At 48.9% G+C, this 20,468-nt stretch carries 12 protein-coding genes; 1 reads left to right on the forward strand and 11 read right to left on the reverse strand.

Features of this window, described 5'->3' with window-relative positions; translation table 11 throughout:
• Nucleotides 1-89: 89 nt before the first annotated feature.
• Both Q0135_RS03635 and Q0135_RS03640 read right to left on the reverse strand, forming a co-directional pair.
• Nucleotides 90-5,255, reverse strand: a complete 5,166-nt coding sequence (locus Q0135_RS03635) for an alpha-2-macroglobulin family protein (RefSeq protein ID WP_297988323.1) — start codon at nucleotides 5,253-5,255, stop codon at nucleotides 90-92.
• Between the two features lie 47 nt (nucleotides 5,256-5,302).
• Nucleotides 5,303-8,920, reverse strand: a complete 3,618-nt coding sequence (locus tag Q0135_RS03640; RefSeq protein ID WP_297988325.1) for a transglycosylase domain-containing protein — start codon at nucleotides 8,918-8,920, stop codon at nucleotides 5,303-5,305.
• A gap of 41 nt (nucleotides 8,921-8,961) precedes the next feature.
• Between Q0135_RS03640 and Q0135_RS03645 the strand changes: the two genes are divergently transcribed.
• Nucleotides 8,962-11,016: an ATP-dependent helicase gene (locus Q0135_RS03645; RefSeq protein ID WP_297988326.1), complete on the forward strand. Its 2,055-nt coding sequence runs from the start codon at nucleotides 8,962-8,964 to the stop codon at nucleotides 11,014-11,016.
• A gap of 1,216 nt (nucleotides 11,017-12,232) precedes the next feature.
• On the opposite strand, the gene upp is transcribed toward Q0135_RS03645, so the two are convergent.
• The 9 genes from upp to Q0135_RS03690 all read right to left on the reverse strand — a co-directional run bounded on the left by upp (nucleotide 12,233) and on the right by Q0135_RS03690 (nucleotide 20,375).
• A complete protein-coding gene (upp, locus tag Q0135_RS03650; protein ID WP_295152335.1) occupies nucleotides 12,233-12,859 on the reverse strand; it encodes a uracil phosphoribosyltransferase in 627 nt (208 codons plus the stop codon).
• 594 nt (nucleotides 12,860-13,453) lie between these two features.
• The gene (locus Q0135_RS03655) at nucleotides 13,454-14,047 is read right to left on the reverse strand and encodes a BON domain-containing protein (protein WP_291937246.1); all 594 of its coding nucleotides are present in this window, start codon (nucleotides 14,045-14,047) and stop codon (nucleotides 13,454-13,456) included.
• Between the two features lie 375 nt (nucleotides 14,048-14,422).
• Complete coding sequence (locus Q0135_RS03660) at nucleotides 14,423-14,845, reverse strand: SDR family oxidoreductase (protein WP_297988328.1); 423 nt, start codon at nucleotides 14,843-14,845, stop codon at nucleotides 14,423-14,425.
• Nucleotides 14,846-14,868: 23 nt separating this feature from the next.
• The gene (locus Q0135_RS03665) at nucleotides 14,869-15,120 is read right to left on the reverse strand and encodes an SDR family NAD(P)-dependent oxidoreductase (protein ID WP_297988331.1); all 252 of its coding nucleotides are present in this window, start codon (nucleotides 15,118-15,120) and stop codon (nucleotides 14,869-14,871) included.
• A 263-nt stretch (nucleotides 15,121-15,383) separates the two neighbouring features.
• Nucleotides 15,384-15,752, reverse strand: coding sequence for a pyridoxamine 5'-phosphate oxidase family protein (locus tag Q0135_RS03670; RefSeq protein ID WP_177389050.1), 369 nt, complete (start codon nucleotides 15,750-15,752; stop codon nucleotides 15,384-15,386).
• A 98-nt stretch (nucleotides 15,753-15,850) separates the two neighbouring features.
• The gene (locus tag Q0135_RS03675; RefSeq protein WP_297988333.1) at nucleotides 15,851-16,531 is read right to left on the reverse strand and encodes a DNA alkylation repair protein; all 681 of its coding nucleotides are present in this window, start codon (nucleotides 16,529-16,531) and stop codon (nucleotides 15,851-15,853) included.
• Nucleotides 16,532-16,780: 249 nt separating this feature from the next.
• Nucleotides 16,781-18,577, reverse strand: coding sequence for a Mur ligase family protein (locus tag Q0135_RS03680; RefSeq protein WP_297988335.1), 1,797 nt, complete (start codon nucleotides 18,575-18,577; stop codon nucleotides 16,781-16,783).
• 858 nt (nucleotides 18,578-19,435) lie between these two features.
• Complete coding sequence (locus tag Q0135_RS03685) at nucleotides 19,436-20,167, reverse strand: alpha/beta hydrolase (RefSeq protein WP_297988338.1); 732 nt, start codon at nucleotides 20,165-20,167, stop codon at nucleotides 19,436-19,438.
• Complete coding sequence (locus Q0135_RS03690) at nucleotides 20,157-20,375, reverse strand: type II toxin-antitoxin system Phd/YefM family antitoxin (RefSeq protein WP_177389042.1); 219 nt, start codon at nucleotides 20,373-20,375, stop codon at nucleotides 20,157-20,159. Before Q0135_RS03690 ends, Q0135_RS03685 begins: the two co-directional genes overlap by 11 nt.
• Nucleotides 20,376-20,468: the final 93 nt, after the last annotated feature.

Genomic DNA, 20,468 nt, shown 5'->3' on the forward strand with positions numbered 1-20,468 from the left:
TTGTAAAGCACTCGTGAACACAAAAGCGCACTCGGCGCGAAAATTGCAATTAATGCAAAATCCGCGCCGAGCCTTAAAATCGCTACGCCTTAGCGAGCGACTTTAAATTTAAGCGTTTGTAGATCGTAATTATTTACTCGCTCGTATTGCATATCCTCGATGGAGATCGCAGGAAGCGCGCACGAGCCCGACATAATCACGTTTATCGGCGTGTAGATGATGCCGGTACTATTATATCCCTCTTGCGGATCGTAGTAAAAATAACCGCTTTTCGGGAAGTGAAGCACTCGGTCGTACAGATACTCCGTATGCTCGATCGCTACGCTATCTACAAAGCCCTCCGGGCGAGCCTGTGCGGCCGAGCCTAGGCGCTCATTGACCGCCTCAAAGCAGCTAGGCATCGCCTCGTCGATCGCGAAATTATATAGATAATGATTAGCTCGCCAACTGATCTTAGAGTAAATTTTCTGCCCTACTTTGAGCTTGTTTAGATCGACGATGTTGCCGCGAGCATCAAGAAACTCGCGATAAATTTCAACCTTCTTATCTCGGTCGTTATCAAACGGTCTATTTATGCTAAGCGGGCTATGTTTGACCGCAGCGCTTTCATATCCAAATCCCAGCACCGTAAAAAACAGCTCGCCGTTGCCACTCATCGGCGTAAATTCTATCGAGCCGTCTTTAATCGCGAGCTTAGTATCCAGCGGCGAATTGAAATTTTTCGTCTCGCCGTCGTATTTCAAAGCAAAGCTAATATCTTTTTTCGCGTCCTTAAAATACGCATCGAATCCGCGTATGACGCTCGCTCGCTCCTGCGTATTGTCCGCGTCTTTTAGGTTGCGCACGAGCGCGATAGCAGCCTTGCTTGTGCTATCGTCTTTGATGCCCGCCTTGCCGAATGCGTAGAGCTTAAAGGCGGCGTCTCTTATGTCGCTAGCAAACGTCAAGCCCGCTCCGTCTTCGGCGTAATCATAATCCATTTGGTTTATTTTTTCACGCATGAAGTTAAACTCGGTCGTCATATTGTGCTTTTTAAGTATCGCAGCCATAGCGATGCGAGCCATCGGCGAGTTGTCATAAAGGCCGTTGTCGTAAATGAAATTTATCTCATCGTCATCCAGCTTGCCGTATTGATCTAGCACGAAATCCGCGTATATTCGAAGCGTCGCTTGATCTTCGTAGTCTGATTTTAAGGCGCTAAATATCAGCGATCTTTGCTTGTTGCTAAGGAATTTATAGCGCGCGTCAAGCTCTAGTAAAACGTCGCTTGCGTAAATCGAAGCGTAGTAATTAGTAACGCCGTGAGCACTCCAGTAGCCGAAACTGCCGTTAGGTTTGAGGCGAGAGAGAATGCGATTTGCGTGAGCGTTTACGTAGTTTACTACGGTCTGGTTGGAGTCTTTGCGCGCGATATAATCAAGCGCCACCATCTTTGAAGTAAGCTGCTCGGTGCAACCGTAAGGATAGGAGTAAAGCTCCTCCGCTAGGCTAAAAGCGTTAGGCGTAGAGCTTACGTGAGCGTAAATTTCTTTATAGCTCGGATCGATTTTGAGCGTTACCGGCTTATCGCCGTAGCTTGCGTGAAATATCTTCGAGCGCGGGAACTGGCTGATTATGTCAAATTCCACATCGTTGCTAAATTTCTGCCCGTTTGCGTCAAGATCAAATTTAATGTTCGCATCCGCAATATCAAGCGCGCTCGCGGTGAAGTTCGTATGCTTGACCTCAAGCGGTTTGAGCGTGAAATTTGCCTCGCCGCCGCTTATAGCAACCGAAGGAGATGAGCTGATTTTTAAGACCGCCTTTTGCTCTTTGTCAGTTGTATTAATGAGCGTTAGCGGCACGGAAATTTCATCGCCTCGCACCATGTAGGTTAGATCGGCGGGCTTTATGATCACGTCGTCTCGGACCTTGGCTTCGACGTTTGCCGAGCCGATCGTAGCCGCTTCTCCGATAACCATGGCGCTTAGACGGATCGTGGAGTTGAAATTTTTCGGCATCGCAAGCTCAAATTTCGCCTCGCCGTTTGCGTCTGCTTTTGCGATCAGCATTTTGATAAATTTTTTCTGCTTTTTGTTTTCGACCGGGCTTAAATTTCGTTTAGCTTTCGCCATTACGCCGTCGCCGCCGAAGCTTAGCTCTTTAGCAGTAGTTTGATACACGCTAAGATCATCGTAAATATCAAAGTACCGTAGTGCAAAATACGCGCTAACGTCAAACGCCTTAAATGCATCAAGCTCCTCTTGTGAGACGATATCTAAAATTCCAAGATCGACTGCGTAGAGCACCACTTTGGAATTCGGCTCGCTTTTTACGCTGATCTGCGCATTTTGCCCGTTTTTATAGCTTTTCTCGGCTAAAATTTGCACGTTAGCCTTGTGCGAGCTCGCATCTAGCGCCACCGGCACGTTTGCATAGGCTCTAAGCGGCATTGCAGCGGGTGTCGCGGCGCGCGCGATTACAGCGTTGATGTGTCCGCCAACGAAATTATCCGGCACGCTAAGCTCAAATTCCGCGCTACCGCCTTTTATGGATAGAATTTTATAGTCGTAAACCTGCTCGCCTACGAGCGAGATATTTAGCACGCCGCTTTCTACTGGCGAATTGATGACGCCTTTAATTTTATCTCCAGCTTTAACCTTGTCGCTTGCGAGTTTAATTTTAGCGCTTTGTACGTCTTTAGCGTTTACCCGTCCATAATATCCCCAGCCGCTTACGTCCACGCGCACGCCAGCACTCGCGCCGCTTGAGTAATCGTTTGCGACGATTAGATAATTGCCGCCGTTTTGGAATTTATACTCAAACTCGCGCGCATCGGTGCTAACGGCGCTTACGAGATTAAAGCTTTCTTGCTCGACGTATCTGTTGCCGTCATAAACGTAAGTAAAATCGTCTCGGTAAATTTCAACGTCGATCTTGCCTTTGACGTCGGTTTTGGTTTTGGAATCTAGCAGCGCAAAGCCGAATTTTACGCTATCTCCGCTTGATATGAAGTCCTTGCTCGCGCGAATTCCTACGATACGATCATAAGGCAGATAGCTCAGGCTGCGATATGCACTTACGTTTTTACCCTCCTCGGTTACGCTGAAATTTAGTAGAATATTTATGGCGTTAGAGACATTAAGATCAGCTGCTGCCGGCGAGAGTGCAAGCTCCTTTTTACCGGCGGGGCTTAGCGTAAATTCTGCCCTACGAAGCTGCGTAGCGCCCTTTTTCTTTAAGCGATCGTTTAGAAACGAAAAGCCCTCGTATCCTTTAATTTTTAGCTCTTTTTCATAGGCGTTTGCTTCCAGCGAGCCTTTCAAATCTCCGGCCGGCGCGCCTGCAAGATAGTTTGAGCTTAGCTTTAAAGTTATGATCTCATCTGCGCCGTATTCATCTTTGGCAGTGAGAATTTCATTTTTAATGCGGTTTGGGACGAAATTTTCTACGCTGAAGTTTTTAGAAGCGATGATTTTATCCTCATAGATGAGATCCAGGCGGTAAGTGCCGCTTTTCTCACCCATCAGCTCATCGATTTTAACGCTGCCGAACTCATCGGTGTTTTGCGCGCGCGTGATGACCGCAGTGCCGCTAGGATCGTAAATTTTAAATTTAATCGGCGTATTTTTTAAAGAGCTAAAATCGCGATTTTTCATCACGATCGTGCCTAAAAGCCGCTCATTCGGGCTTATCAGCTCGCTCGCGAGATAAACGAACGGACGCTTTGCAGTAATCGTTTTCTCGACGCTTGCTACGGCGTTATTAAACAGCACGAACGCATGCTCACCCCCCTTGCTAATCTCGATAGAGCGCGGATTTTTGGCTAGAATTTCCATATTTTCTAATCGCAAAATTCCATCTCCGTCCGTTTTATCCTCTGCAATTAGCTCGTTTTTATCGCTGTAAATTTTAACCTTCGCTCTGCTTAGCTCCTCGCCATTACTAAGCCTAGAAGTATAAATTAGCGCACCGCGCTCAAGCAGCACCACTTGAGCCGTAATGTCGCTAAGATAGGCTACGCGCGAAACCTCTTGCATCTTTTCGCCCACTTTGTAAAACGCCGTGATTTTATAAATTCCATCCTCATAGCCTTTAAAATCCATCGCGATTTTATGCTCCGCAACGGCGTTTTTAGCGCCCCCTATATCAAAGCTCTTAACCGCGATCTCGCTAGCTAACCCACCTACACTATCTTCGTTGCTTTCAAAGTTTAAAAAATACCTAAAATTTTGCTCAGGGACTTTGGCAATCGAAATTTTAACCTCATTTACGTTTGAGCTTTTAAAAGCTAACGAAGCGGATTTTGGGATAAAATTTTTCTCGTCGCTAAAGGCTACGAAAGGCAGCCTGTCGCCCATTTTTACGCTTTGCTTGATCTCGTCACGCAAAATATATGAGCTATCTCCGAATCCCTTTAGCAGCCTAATCTCGTAGCTTTTATTCGGCATAAACTCGTCGCTTACTATATCTGCATAGTAGTAGCATGAAGGATCGTCGCTTTCGCCGCCCTCTTCATCTTCGTCATAATAATAATATCGCGGCTGAGTGAGGCTAAATTTACTCATACCCGCGATTCTTACGTATTTGGCGGACAGCTCGTCCATATAGTTAGGAAAACACACTCTAGCTGCGAGCGAGCCGTCTTTTAGAGCCGCAGGGCGGATCTGCAAGCCGCTTAAATTTGAAGCGTTAATGCTGTCGTTAAAAGGCTCCTCGTCCGTGCGCAGCTCCACTGGATTTTGCAGCTTTGCGCCCGCTTTTGAGGTGAGGGATTCTATTTGCAATACGACGTTTTGCGCCTTAGGATCGAAGCTGAATAAAAAATTCCTATCATCGTGCGAGCTAAGCTCGTAGGATATGTCGTTTTGGGCTAAATTCTGCGCGCGGTAAATTCTAGTCGCTTGCTGTAGCGCGTCCTTGCTAACCGCATCGTTAAATTTAATTGCCACTAGCCCCGGACGCAGAAGCGCGATATGCTCGGTGCTAAAAGGCTCTGTCTCGAACTCAAAGCGCACCCCGCGCGCCTCGCACGAATAATTAACCCCGGCGCTAAGCATCGGCTTAGGATAGAGCCTGATTGAGCTCTCGCTCACGCTTTCGTAGGTGCCCGTGATTTTGGGAGTGCATTTTAAGATCTGCTTTTGCGTGACGCTAAATCCACTGCCGTCCACCCCGCTAATCTCGTAAGCCCCGCTAGCGTATTTGATCTCTACGCCCGCAGCAAAGCTAGCCAAAACGCAAAATAGCGCTGCGCTTAGTAGTTTTGTCTTCATAAAATTCCTTTGCAAAAATTTTACGAAATTATATACAAATTAACCTTTTATTTTCTTTCATTTACTCTAAAATTTGCTTTAGCGAAATTTGCATTTTCGTCCAAGCAGCCAAGCTCAAAATCCCCTGCTCCAAGACTTAGCGTAAAAGCCTCACCGTTAGTGCGCACAAAATATTCTCCCGTTTTAACTTTAGAATCTGCAGGCGCTAGGCTTTGCGTGGTGAAATCTCGTGCCGTAGAATTTTGCTGCGAGGAATTTTGATCCGCGAAATTTTTCGCTGTGAAATTTTGAACCTCCGAATTTTGCTCTGTAGAATTTTGCAAGATAGAATTTTGCGACGCCAAATTTCGTGTGGCTAGATTTTCAGCTATAAAATTCAATCCCGCAGAATTTTGCTTCGTAAGATTTTGTGATTTTAAATTCTGTGGCGCTAAATTTTGTCGCATAGAATTTTGTGCTGTAGAATTCTGTTCTGCAAAATTTTGCTGTGCTAAATTCTGCTTTAAATTATCTTGCTGCGCCACGCTAGAATGCTCTAAATCCAAATCCGCGGAATTCTCCCTCGTAAACGCGGTGGAATTTAGCGCTATAAACTCCCGCGAACCGCCGCTTAGCCTGATATATACGCGCTCGCCGAAAACCGCCGTGCACTGCACTTTAAGCCGCAAAAAGCCGTCCGCACCGGTCTCGTAGGTTTTGGCGTTGATGTCGTTTAGCACGGGCTTTACGGCGGCAAATTTAGCCGCGCACCTTCCTGCGCGCACCTTTTGAGGATCGACTAGGCCGTGTTTTAGCAGATAAAAAAGCTCGCTCGTGCCGTAAATTTCGCACTCCTCGTTGGGCTCAACTCCATCGATCGCGAGATCCTCGGCGCTTTGAGCGCACTCCTTTTCGCGGTACGCGTCAGTGCATACCCGCCGAAAGCTCACGCCCGCAGGACGCGCAAACTCCGCCTCGCCCAGCATGCCCGATTTATCGAGGAAAGCAAACATATTAAACGCCACTTTCGCCGCACTCACGCCGCCGCTAAGATCTCTAGTCTTGGAGCCGTCGAAATTTCCCAGCCAGACGCCGAGTGTAAATTTAGGCGTGAGCGCGACGGTGTAGAGATCGCGCGCATCGGCGCTCGTGCCCGTTTTAAACATCAGAGGCGGCGCGTTTAGGGTATTTTGCCACACCGAGCCGAGATAAGAGCGCGGCGCGTTTCTTAGCATCTGCGTTACGATGTAGGCGCTCTGTGGGGTTAAAATTTTAGCATCGTCGCCGATCTTTGCGCCCGCTATTTCGAGCTTCCGCAGCTTGCCGCCGTTTGCAAATGCGCTGTATAGGCGAGCAAGATCCATTAGGCTCATCGAAATACTGCCGAGCGCAATACCTGCGCCGTAATAATCCTTGCTAAATTCCGCCAGATGCACGTTTGATAGCATTTCATACAGCCCGTCGTCACCCAGCATCAAATTTAGCTTCACCGCGGGGATATTCAGGCTAAGACTTAGCGCGTCGGTCGCGCTCACCGCGCCCAAAAACCCCTGGTTGTAGTTGCGCGGAACGTAGCCTGCGAAGGTTATCGGCGCGTCGATCAGCTTCTTTGAAGGGGTGATGAGCCCGTGCTCAAGGGCTTTGGCGTAGATGAAGGGCTTGAGCGTCGAGCCTACGTTTTTTTGCGAGCGCACGCCGTCGTTTTGCCCCTCATTAGCGCTAAAATCGTGGCTGCCGACGTAGGCGATCACACTCATACTTTCGTTGTCGATCAGCACCGCAGCGCCGTTTCTAACGCCCTTATTGCGCAGGGAGAGGATCTCGCTTTTCAAAAAACCCTCAAGCGCGATCTGGGTTTTAAGATCCAAGCTCGAATAAATTTTACCCTCGTTTAGACGCGTAAGCTCCTGCTCTAGCGCAGTTTGCTCCTTGGACTGCGCGCCTGCTTTAGAGTTTGCGGAATTTTCCCGCGTCTTGGCGTTTAGATCGGAATTTGCCTGCGATTTGGCGCTTGAAACGGAATTTGTCTGTATTTTGGCGCCCGGAGTAGAATCTGTCTGAGCATTAGCGTCCGACGAAGCGAAATGCGTCTGAGCACTAGCGTCTGAAAAGGAATTTGTCTGCGCACTAAAATTTACGCTCGGCCGCTCGCTAGAGTTTGCACTCGCTTGTGGATTTTGCAAATTTTGCGGCAAACGTGCAGCATCTTGCCGCTCGTTTAAATTTAGACTTTGCCGGTTTTGCTGATTTTGTGGCGAATCTGCGGCGCTGGCGGCATTCTGCCGTTTATCTAAATTTATATCTGCGCTTGGATTTTGCGGCAGATACTCGGTTTGCCCTTTATCCGAATTTGTATCTGCGCTAAAATTCTGCGGCGAATACGCAGCGCCTCGTCGCTCGTTTAAATTTAGACTTTGAGTATTTTGCGACGGGCGGGCGGCATTAATTAAATCTCGCCGTTCATCTAAATTTGCGCCCTCTCTTTCATTTGGTTTTACGCTTTTTGGTTCATTCGGTTTTACGCCCGCCTGCAATTCTGCGCCTTCGCGCTCGTTTAAATTTAAGCTCGTTTGTTCGTTTAAATTTAAATTCTTCGGCGCATTAGTTTTAAAATCCGCCTCTTTGGAATTCATTTCTTTCGAATCCGCTCCCGCCTGCGCGTTTGCGGCATTTGATAAATTTGGCTCACCCCTTGTCGCAGCCGTAAAGCCTGATTCGGCACTCGCCGCGTCCGAAAAATTTGACTCTGCCCCCGCCGCCGCTCGGCGTGTAGACGAGTTTGCTTGCCCTGTCGTCGCGCCGGGCGTGCCTCCCTGCTTTAAATTTTGAGTGAAATTTACGTCATCTTTGGCGGTAAAATTCTGCATTTTATAATTGTTAAACGCTAACAGTGCGTAATGCGGCGCGTAATTGGGCGCTGCGTAGCGTCTGGGCGAAAACGGCTCCGCAAGAGCGCGCTCATACTCGCTTTGCGAGATCACGCCGCCGTCTCGCAGCTGCGAAATTAGGCGGTTTTTAAGCGCGTTGATGTTTGATTTGCGGTCCAGGCGGTTTTTGTTCGGGTTTTTTGGGATCACGCTAAGAAGTGCGATTTGAGCGTTGCTAAGCTCGCGAAGGTCTTTTTTGAAGTAAAAATACGCCGCGGTCTTGACCCCCTCGATGTTGCCGCCGTATGGGGCGAGGTTGAAATACATTCCTAAAATTTCATCCTTGCTGAAGTGCCACTCCAGCTGAAAGGCGTTGAAAATTTCGATGATTTTGTTCTTGTAGCTGCGCTGTTTGGGGCGCATCATACGCGCGACCTGCATCGTAATCGTCGAGGCTCCGACGCGCTCGACGTTGCCCTCGCTTTTTTTAGTAAAATTTTGCGTAAAATTATACATAGCCGCGCGCAGGATCGAGGCTGGATTGACACCGAAATGGTAGTAAAAATAGCGATCCTCGAAGTAAATCGCGCTTTGTTTCAGCCGCGGCGGTATCTCGTCCGCGCTCGCGTAGAAGCGCCAAATTTGATCGTCGCTGATCTGCATATTTAAAATTTCGCCGTTTCGGTCATATAAAATTCTACTCTTCTGCTTATTTAGCATATCCAAATTTAGCGGATAAAGCGCGTCCAAGATCAAAAACAGAGCGAATGCAAATGCGCAAAATAGCGCGATTTTTACTATAAATTTTAGAAATTTCATCGCGCAATTATATCAAAGAATTTTAATGATTTTAGGCTATAATGGCGCCTTTTTGCAAAGGAATAATCTTGGACGCTCTAGCTAAGCTAAACACCGAACAATACGCCGCAGCAACCGCTCCTGCGGGGCACAATCTAGTAATCGCAAGCGCAGGCACGGGCAAAACCAGCACCATCGTCGCGCGCATCGCTCATCTGCTAAATCTCGGCACGAGCCCTAGAAAAATTTTGCTTCTTACTTTTACGAACAAGGCCGCGAGCGAGATGATAGCACGCTTGCAGCGGCATTTTGATAAAAAAATCACCTCCGCAATCGTCGCGGGCACCTTCCACGCCGTATCCTACGCCCTACTTCGCGAGCTGGGCAAAGGCGTGATCCTAAAGCAGCCCGCCGAGCTAAAGACGCTGCTAAAAAGCCTCGTAGAAAAGCGCAAATTTTATCACGTAAGCGATGCGCGCCCCTACGGTGGGGCATATTTGTACGACGTGTACTCGCTGTATCAAAACAAGGAGATGAGCGCGGATTTTGAGACGTGGCTTAGCAAAAACTACGAGGATCAGGCGGAATTTGCCGAAATTTACGCAGATATTTTGCGCGAGTTCGAAGAGGAAAAGGCAAAATTTAACTACGCCGATTTCAACGACGTATTGCTAAAGATGCGCCATGAGCTGCGAAAGGGCGCGCCGCTGCGGTTTGATGAAATTTTAGTGGACGAGTATCAGGACACGAACTCGCTGCAAGGAAGCCTCATCGATGCCTTTGCGACGAAAAGCCTTTTTTGCGTCGGCGATTTCGATCAGAGCATCTATGCCTTCAACGGCGCAAACATCGACATCATCGGCAGCTTCGGTAAGCGCTTTGCGGACGCTAAAATTTACGCGCTGAATATCAACTACCGCTCAAGCTCGGCGATTTTAGCGCTTGCAAACCGCGTCATCGCGAACAATCCGCGCCTTTACGAAAAGAAGCTGATCGTGGGTCGCGAGGGTAAATTTAGCGCGCCTAAGCTGCATGTTTACGACGATACGGCGGCGCAATACGCCCACGTAGCCGCGCAGATCGCGCAAAGCACCACCCCACGCGAAAAGATCGCCGTCATCTTTCGCAATAATTCCAGCGCCGACGGCGTCGAGGTCGCGCTTAAGGAGCTCGGTATCGGCGCGAAGCGAAAAGGCGGCGTGAGCTTTTTTGAAAGCCGCGAAATCAAGGCCTTTACGGACATTTTTGCGATGATAATAAATCCAAAAGATATGATGGCCTTTATGAGTACGTGCGAATACGCAAGAGGCGTCGGCAGCGCGCTGAGCAAGGAGCTTTTCGACGCGCTGATCGCGCTTGGACACGGAAGTATTCACGCAGGGCTTTTGCGCCCCGACGAGAGCGTTAAAATTTTTGAAAAAAAGAGAAAAAACTATCAGCTCGGGCTTTTTGACGATGTCGATATTATCGGCTCGGTATCGCGCTTTGAGGCTTTGGAATTTGACGAGTTTTTTCGCTCGCACCCGGTTCTAAAACACAATAAAATTACCGAGGGCGGCGCCGTATTTTTGCACGAAATTTATAAAATTTTTAAAAAAAGCGGCTCGGCTGCAAGGTCCGCTACTCTGATCTCGCAAATCAAAAACTCGCGCCTTTTCGCGCTTGTGGCGGATTTTATCGCGACAAAGCGCGCGACGCTAAAAAACGGCAAGATAGACGACGAGCGCAAAAAGGACGAGATCTCCCGCATCTACGATAAATGCGGCATTTTAGAGCAGATCGCGGGCAAATACGCGGATCCGCAGAGCTTTTATAACTTCATAACTCTGGGCGCAAAGGAGATGAGCGAGGGCGAGGGGGTGAATCTGCTCAGCGTGCACGCAAGCAAGGGACTTGAGTTTTGCAGCGTCTATCTCATCAATCTGGCGCAAAACCGCTTCCCAAACCTCAAGCTAATGGCGATGGGCGGCAGTCTGGAGGAGGAGCGGCGGCTCTTTTACGTGGCGGTCACCAGAGCGCGCGATGAGCTGGTGCTAAGCTACGCGAAATTTGATAAGATCAGAAAGATTAATTATGAGCCGAGTTGCTTTTTAAGGGAAGCGGGGCTGGTGAAGTAGGCGAAATTTGCTCGCTAAATTTGAAATTTAATTTAAGCGTGTTTGGCGGATCGTTTGGGTGAGAATTTTACTCCTCGCGTATGCCTGACGCGCCGCCCTGCTTCTTTATCGGATTGCTTAGTAAGAATTTTGCCGCGCGATTTTTGCAAATTTTGCGATTTGTAAATTTTTACGGCGCGGACGCTATGGCGCCAATATGAGCGTGATTTTGCGTAGTTAGAATTGCGAAGTGGTAGGCTCTTTTGCGAGCCAAAATTTATCGACATTTTGCCAAAATTCGAGCCCGACATACGGCCTAGCGATAAAATTTTACCCCCGTCCGCCATTTTAGAATTTCTCCCGAGCCTAAGGACGATTTTAACTTTATAGCGGCGAAATTTTACTCTTACTTGAAATTTTACCGATAGCTCACTGCGGGTTGCAAGATTTCGCGCTCGTCACACTCGCACTGGGCGGCAGTAGGGCGGAATCGCGCCTAAAACAGCATAGCGGCGCAAAATTTCCACGGCTCGCAAGCGTAAAATCGCTCTTGGTCGCAAAATACAGCGGCTTTAAACTTGTTATTTTTGCGGCTCGATAAATTTTGTAGGCGACGGCTGGGTTTTAAGCTGCTATGAAAAGCGTGACTGCTCGGAGTTTTTTTGCGAGCTGCGCGCAGGCTATGTGGTAGCGCGATCAGGAGTGGTTTGGAAGCGGTGATCTTTGCGGCGCGGGCGGTAGCAAAATTTTACGCCGCAAATGCGAGCCAAATTTTAAAATTTCACTCCCGCTCTGCCGTAGAGTTTTGACGCGGTAAATTCTCCGTGAAATCTTGCACGGCTAGAATTTTGCAGCAGAATTCGACGGCAATAAAATTCCGCCGCCCTATTTCATCTTTCTCTTACTTTGAAATTTACGTGTTTTATACATCGCGGAGCTCAAATTTTATTTGATAAATTTCAAAATACCGCAAATTCCACGACGAGTTAAAATTTTAAAGCGCATCAAATTTACGGCGCCGCAAAATTTTAAATTTCACTACGTATTGCGCACGCTGTAAAAATACGCGCCCTGCCAAATTTATTGCCGCGACGGAATTCCGAGCGGCGACAACTCGCATATTTGTTAAATAGATTTTGCTCCGCAAATTGCATTTCTGGCAAATTTAATTTATCGCCGCACAAAACACTATCACGCGAAAATTTAACGCAGCGCAAAGTCCTTCGCCGCGCAAATTTCACAGCGTATTAAATACCCTATCTCCCGCGTCTCCGAGACCCGGCACGATATATTTTTGCTCGTTTAGTCTCTCGTCGATCGCCGCGGTAAAAACCTCGACCTGCGGGTAGATCTCGCTAAATCTATGAAGCCCCTCGGGCGCTGCGATGATGGAGATAAATTTGATCTTTTTAACGCCGTTTTTCAGCAGAAATTTCACCGCATCGATCGCCGTGCCGCCGGTCGCAAACATCGGATCGATGATGATTGCGGTGCGCTCTGCGGCGTCTGCGGGCAGCTTGGCGTAAAAAAACTCCGCCTGCGCGGTCTTTTCGTCGCGCTGAAAGCCTAAAAATCCAACGCTAGCATCGGGCATAAGCTTAAATACGCTATCTAGCATCCCCAGCGCGGCGCGCAAAATCGGGCAGATCATGATCTTTGTGGCGAGCTTATACGCGCTGGTTTGCGCCACGGGCGTATGCACGCTTACCTCGCGCAGCGCCAGATCGCGCGTCGCCTCGAACATCATCAGGTAGCTGATCTCATCGACGAGCATGCGGAACTGAAACGGATCGGTCCCCCGATCGCGCAGGATCGTGAGCTTATGCTCGATCAGTGGGTGCTTGATCAGCCTCACGTTTGGCAGCTCGCACGCGGTTTGGTACGTACATTTTTGGCTTTGGCTCATTTTCTCTCCTTAAATTTACTAAATTTTGCGCCCTCTTGGGCATTTTAATTATCTGTTTTGGTGCGAACTCCCGCGCCGTGGCGCTAAAATTTTGCCGATAGCGGCGGCACGACTTTAAATTTAGCTCATTTTCACTCGCAATGCACGCGTTGCGACGTTTAAATTTAACTCGGCGGCTCGCTTTAAATTTAGCGCTTTTAAAACGCAACGCTTTAAAATTTTGCTCGCTTGAGCCGCTTTTAATTTAGCCGCTATTTAAACAGGGCGCACTTTTTATCGGCACGCTGGCGCTACTTTTCGGCGAGCGCTCGCGACGTAAATTTCATCTGCGAAATTATCGTCTGAGGCGGCTTTAAATTTACTTAATGCTCGCGCTCGTGAGCCAAATTTTAAAATTCCACGTTATCTTGCGCGCCGATAAAATTTTAATTTCATACACGCTGATTGCCCCGCAAACGAGCTGAAATAAATCTGGCATATTCTCAAATTTAGCCCGCCGCAAGCGGTTAAATTTGCCGTGCCGCGGAGCAATCAAAATTAACCGCAAAGCCCCTACTCCTTTACTACGCGCAGAAACGAATACACGTCCTGCACTCCGGGCGCGTGCGTCGCGTACCAGATCGCGTGTTTTTCGTGCTCGATGTCCGTTACTACGCCGCTAAATACCACGTCGCAGCCCACGATCGCCACGCGCACCGCAGTGCCCGAAACGTCGGTATCGGAAAAGAGATTTTTCTTTAAATTTGTAAAAATTTCAAACGAATTGCACGGATATTCGGGCTTTTTGACACGCAGATAGGTATGTACGCGCCGCACGCCTTCGGTTTGACGAGCTAAAGCAAGTAGCGGCTCGCGCATCGCTTCGCTATCCAGAAGCCCGATGAGATAGACCTCGCCATAGAAGCATTCGACCTCCAAATCCCAGCTGCTAAGGCCTTTGGTAAATAGAATTTTGCTTTGGATTTTAGTCTGGATTAGCTTGTCGCTAGCGACCTCGCTTACGCTGCGGCGGTCGCGCGCTACGGAGTAGATGTCGTATACGCTAAGCGCGTTACCAGCGGGCGCCAGCGGAGCCGCGCACGAGCTAAATAGCGCCGCGCAAGAGAGCAAAAACACCGCTAAAATCGCTAGAAACAAAACCCTCAAACCCTCTCCAATCTCGTTTGATTTCTAATTATCTCAAGCTGCTGCCGGCGCCGTTTTTTAAATTTAGCCCTGCAGGCACCGTTTTATCGCAGCTTTAAATTTTGCGCCGCGAGATTACGCCCAAACCGCGCGCCGCAGAATTTTACAATGAAAATTTTAAAATTTACATTGTAATTCGCACGGCTTACAGAATTTTGCACTTTCGCCATGGCGAATTTCACGCGCAGTATTCGTCGCCGTAAAATTCTACGCGGCTAAATTTCGTTGCAAATTTGCCGCTGCGAAATTTTGCAGGGTAAAATTTCTCGCGGCGGAATTCGCTTCTGTAAAATTTTATATTTCAAAACCCGCGCCCAAAATTCCGCCCGGTCGCGGCTAATTCGTCGTAAGCCCGCCGTCTATCGCAAATATCGCGCCGCTGACCCACTTCGCCGCATCCGACGCCAAAAACACCGCCGCATCGCCGATGTCCTGCGCGCTTAAATTTCGCTCAAACTGCGGCATCAGAACGCTTCCGGGCGCTATGGCATTAACGCGCACGCCGAGTTTGCCGACCTCGAAGGCAAGCGATTTAGTGAAAGAATTTAGCGCGCCTTTGGTGATCGAGTATGCCGTCGTGGTGCGTCCCACGAGCATTCTGTTTGCGAAATACGACGAAATATTGATCACGCAGCCTTTGCTAGCCGCAAGCGCGCCCAAAAGCCCCTGAGTAAGCAGATATGGCGCTTTGACGTTTAGGTTTAGATGAACGTCCAGCAGCGCTTCGTCGGTCGCCTCAAACGGTACGAATTTTCCCAACCCGGCGTTATTTACTAGGATATCTATCTTAGGGGCAGCGATAAAATGCGCTCGCAAAGGCCTTTTATCGTTTTGCTTTGCGCCAAATCCGCCTCTACCGCGTAAGCTTTCACACCGTAACCGCCCAATGCCTCCTGCGCGATTTTTAATTTCTCCTCGCTTCTGCTGAGCAGGATCAAATTTGCGCCCTCTTCGGCGAAACACTTTGCGATGCCAAGCCCTATTCCGTCGCTTCCGCCCGTAATTACGGCGGTTTTGCCCTCTAATCGTTTCATACTTTTCCTTTCAATGCGTAAATTTATGCTCTAAAAATTTGAGCGAGACTTACGGATCTTGCAAACTTCTAAATTTTGCAGGCTTTGAAATTTTACCCGCTTTAAAATTTCGCGGCGAAGCGAAGTTTCGTCGATAAAATTTTTACTAACTTTAAAATTCCATCGATAAAATTTCACGGCAAAATTCCATCGATAAAATTTCACGGCAAAATTCCATCGTAAAGCTCGCGGTAAAATTCTGCATAAGCCGCGCGCCACACGGTTTACAGTACCTGTTTTACGCTACTAGCCGTGATTTCAAGTAGCCTCGTAGCAAACGGAAATTTCGCCTTCGTTTCTTCAAACTCCGCACCGCTATCAATAAAACGCGCTGTGCCCTTCACTACAAAGCCACGCCCCGCTCCGAACCTGCCTGCTAGCTCCTTCGTTGCGACGCTAAGCTCGACGTTCGGATTAGCCTCCACGTTGCTTTGCGTCTTTTTCATACCCGCAGCGGGGATGAGGATGCGATCACCCTTAATGACGAGATATCTGTTCCACGTATTGCTGATATGAGCCTCGCCCTGCGCGCAGGTAGCGATACCTACGGCGCATTCATAATTTAAAATCTCCAAAAATTCCTTGCTAAACATTTTCTCTCCTTAAATTTACATTTCAAAGCTCGCGATTTTGGCTGACAAGCCCCGCGCGCAACTGAAATTTTAACTACCTCCGCCACTTTCCGCCGCGGTTAAATTTTATACTTCAAAAGCGCATCTTTTTCGGCTTTGCTTACGCGAAAGCTATCGCGGATCTTCGATATCGCCTTGTTTTGGATAAATTTAGCCGCCCGTTTGCTCGCCAAAAACGCAAGCGTGATCTCGCGCTGCTTGATAAACATCTCCGCTATCGCCCACGCCGCGCCCATCTGCACGTAGTACCGCTCGTCGCTTTCGGCGGCGCAAATTTCAAAAAACTCCTCGGGCGAGATCGCGCTCATATTTCGCATAAAATAAACGTAGAAAAATCGCCGCTCAAACTCGTCCGCGCCGCTTTTAGCCTGCTTTAGCAGCACGTCCGCACAAGAGGCGTCCCTGAATTTAGGAGCGAACATATCGCAAACCGCCCAATTAGGCATCGTTTTGATAAAATCGCTCGCGAGCGCGAATTTCGTCTCATCTTGCTTAAAAAGCATTATAAAAAAGCCCTTTAGCACAAACTCCTCGTGAAAAACGGGCTTATAATTTTGCAGCTTGCGCCGCGCCTCGTCTGCTCCACCCAAGGCAGTGAAGCTTTTGCGAGCAAGCGCGCGAAGTGCCGGAGTGCGCACGCCCAAAATCTGCGGCGCGGGTATTAGGCGCTGCGAAAATTGCGCGAACTTCTCCTCGCTTAGCGCCCGCAGCTGCCCTAACATATTTTCTCGTAAATCCATAGCTTTCCTTCAAATTTGATCGTAAATTTAATCGCGCGCAAGATTGCGATTTTATAACGGCGCACTGAAATTTAGCCGCACCAGATTATTTATTTAAACAGATCGCGATGCAGCTCAAACTAATCGCCCGATAGATCGCGCTACTTTAAATCGCCCACTATACCCGCTTCAAAGCCTTTTGCCTAAAAACACGCCTGCTAAATCGCGCAGTATTCCTCAGGGCAGAGCAAGCTGTATCGCCAAAGCCGCTTAAATGAAGCTCGGCGCGTCGTTTGAAAACAAAATCAGATCGCCGCTGTGCGTATTTTCGCTCAAAACCCGCTGCAAATCGCGCTTGTCTTTCAAAACGATAGTCTTTGCTGGATCGATCCTACTTTGCAGCACCTCGGAATTTAGCTCGCCCGTGATGATCGCGAGATCAAAAATTTCATCGATTTTGGCGGCGAGCGTCTCGTTGTCCTCGCGCGTGCTCTCGACGATGCCCGGCGTGATGATGACCTTGCGCCCGCCATAGCTTCGCATCAGCTCGTAGCTTTGCAGCATGCCGCTTAGATTGCCGTTGAAGCTATCGTCGATGATGATCTTGCCGCCCGCATCGAGCCGCGCGAGGCGGTGCTCGACGGCGCCTACGTGTGCGACGCGGCTTTTGATTTTATCTGCGCTAAGCCCTAAAAATCGCGCGATCTTTATGCATGCGGCGAGATTTGCGGCGTTAAATTTACCCAAAATCGGCGCGAAAAACTCCTCGCGCTTGCATAGTTCTCTCCGCCCGTTTAAAATTTTACGCTCGTTTGGAGCCTCTTGCGTGCCCCGCTCTTTGTCGCTGCAAATTTTATCGTCGCTAGCGGCGCGGGCGGTTTGTTCGTAAAATTCTTGCTCGCTCCGTTCGGCGCGGGACATGGAATTTGCATAGTCAAAATCGGCGCCGCAATTTTTAGAATTTTTGTCTTTTTCCGCGCATGCCGCACTGCTTGCATCTAGGCTTAAATCGCCCTGCCCTTCGCCCTCTGCGGCGGATGTTTCTATGTGCGGCGCGGAATTTTCGCAGCTTGCACCGCTTTCATTCTCGCTCAAGCTAAGACTAAATTTTATGCCGTCCAGATCCGCGCTGCAAATTTCCAGCCCCTCGTCGTAGATCGTGACGCGCTCGTCCGCGCTTTTTTGCGTGGAGCTGTGCAAAAACGCATGCTTTAGCCGCGCGCTTGTGAGCGCTTCGAGTTTGGTTTTGCGGATGTTTTCGATGCTTTTGAAATACTCGATGTGTTGTGCGCCGATCTCGCCCACGACGACGATCTGCGGCGCCAAAAACTCGGTGATCTCGGCGATATCGCCGCTTAGCCTAGCGCCCGCCTCGGCGATGTAGATCTGCGTATCTGCAGGTAGCGCCTCGTTTATGTCGCGCACTAGCCCTGCCAGCGTATTTACCGAGCGCGGCGTTTTGTAACAGCGAAAGTCGCTTTTTAAAATTTGATACAAGAAGTTTTTAATGCTCGTCTTGCCGTAGCTCGCGGTGATTTGAATGATCGTAAGGGAGGGCATCTGGGCCAGTTTTTTGCGCGCGGCGGCCTTAAATTTCGCAGCCTGCGCCCGCTCGTAAGCAAAGCTCGCCGCAAGAGCGGCGCCAAGCGGTAAAAAGATCGGCAAAATCGGCCCCCCCGCGGCATAAAACGCGGCGCTAAAACCGAGCACGCAGAGCGCTAAAATCGCAAAAAATCGCTTCACGCGCGGCGTAAAGACGAGCTTTTTATCTAGTCCTCTTTGCCAAAAATAAAGCGTTAGCGCATAGACCGCGATGATTAAAATTTTAGCGGCGCATAGGGCATAGAGGAATGCAGTGCCAAATTTAGCCGCGCAGAGGCTAGCCGCGATCTCGTAACCAAAATACGCCGCCAGCGGCAAAATCAAAAAATAGAGGTGCCACGCGGGTTTGGTGAAGTGAAAGATGATGCGCGCGGGCTTGTACGAAAACCACTGCAGGCAGGTGATCAGATAAAAGCCGAGCATCAGGACGAATGCCGCGTGCGCGATCAAAAATATTATATTCATCTTTTGAAATTCCTTTTTATAAATTTACGCGCTCGCCTTGCGAGGCTGTGCGGGCAAAAACGCGGCGAGCTCGGGCCAACCGGCATTCGGCTTCATTTGTAAATTTTACGAATTCTCGCTTTGCAAATTCTATTTTTGCAAACTTGCGCTCTCATAAATTCTCGCGCTCGCGTTGGCTGCACGAGCCGCGCTAGATAAATTTACCGCCGCGCTGTGTCTGCGTTTTCGATACCGCGCCGTATCTATCTTTCGCGACCTGAAATTTTCGCACGCTGCGTATTTTGCGACATCACGCCCTATCTCGCGCGATGATTTGCATCATTTACGGCGCATAGACCTTGTGTCGCGGTAAATACATGACGCGATTATGCGACCTGCAACTAAATTTAATTGTCCGCTTTGCAGTGCACACGCGGTTTCGCCGCATCATGTACGGCTGCCGCAATCGCGAGCGCATAGCAGAAACAATCCGCTACGGCGTAAAATTTTAAAATTTAACGCGGCGCGCTACAATTTGAGCTTTGCGTTTTGAACTGCGCGCCCAAAGAGCGGATTTTGCGCCGCTAAATTTTAAATATGTGGCGCACGTGCGCGGCTTTATAATTTAAATTTACGCTTCGGTTTGCGATCTTTGGCGCAAACAGATTGCAAAATTTTAAAACGCGCGCCGCAAGATAAGCCGGACTAAAGCCGCCGCAATAAAACGTTTTAAAACTATACCTCGCTCTTACATTCGCGCGATCTGTTTTTGCAACTAAAGCGCGATTTTTAGCGGCGCTAAAATTTCATGGCTAAATTTTAAAATTTTATACAAAATCGCGTCTTGTTTTAAATTTAGCGCGGCGCAAATCGTTAAATTTAGCTGCCGCCAAGCTCCTTTTCGATCTGCTCGCCGATAAAATCTGCGCTTTGCAAAAAGAAAAAGTGATCCCCCGCCAGCGGATAAAATTTGCTATTTTTGACGAGCGAGTGGATCAACTCGCCGCTTTTTAGACTAGTGGCGCGATCGTCCTTGCCCCAAAAGATAAGCGCATTTTGCGGTCTTAGCGCGGAAAAAATATCGCGGAAGTCCTCATTTACGACGTTTTTTAGCGTCTCATACATCGTCTTACTCATACCTGCGGCATCCTTGCTCGCAAACGCGCGCCAAAGCCCCGCCAGTCCAAGTCTTTTTAAAATTTTAAAAATCGCGATTTTAGCGCGCACGGCAAAGGGCTTGGGTTCGATGATACCGGCGCTGCTTAGCAGTATGAGATTGCGCGGAGCTAGCAATGCAGCGATCTTGCCGCCGAAGCTGTGTCCCATAATCGCTGCGGGCTGCTTGCCAAAAGCCGCGATAAAGGCGCGCATAATCTCCGCGTAATCCTCGCTGCCAAGGGCGCGCGCGGGCTGCGAGCTTGCGCCGAATCCCGGCAGATCGACGCACACTAACGCGTAACAGCAGAATTTATCCGCAAAAACCCGAGACATAAGCGCTTTGTTTGCACCCCAGCCGTGCAACACCAAAATATATTCGGTGCGTTGCAGGTTTGAAATTTCGTAGCTGATTTTGTAGCTATCGCCGCCGCAGACGAGCTCCTTACTCGCCACCGCCGCTCCTTTTGGCGTAAACGGCCTTGAGTAGCTCGACTGCTTTTTCGAGCCGCTCAAACTCGCTCATACTGATCATCACGGCTTCGAATTTGTTGTTTTTGACGATCAGGGCTTTTTTGATCTCTTGGTTTTTGATCTTGTTTAAAACGGTGCTGAAGTTGCGCACGATCTCGGTAGCGGTGTAAATTTCGTCTTGATTTATCATAACTCGACCTTTTGGGGTAAAATTTTACGCAAAATTTAGCGTAAAATTTTAAACGATTGGCTACTTATTAGCAGTGATTTTGGTGATCAGCTC

The organism is uncultured Campylobacter sp., from assembly GCF_937981295.1.
In the GTDB taxonomy this organism is placed as follows: Bacteria; Campylobacterota; Campylobacteria; order Campylobacterales; family Campylobacteraceae; genus Campylobacter_B.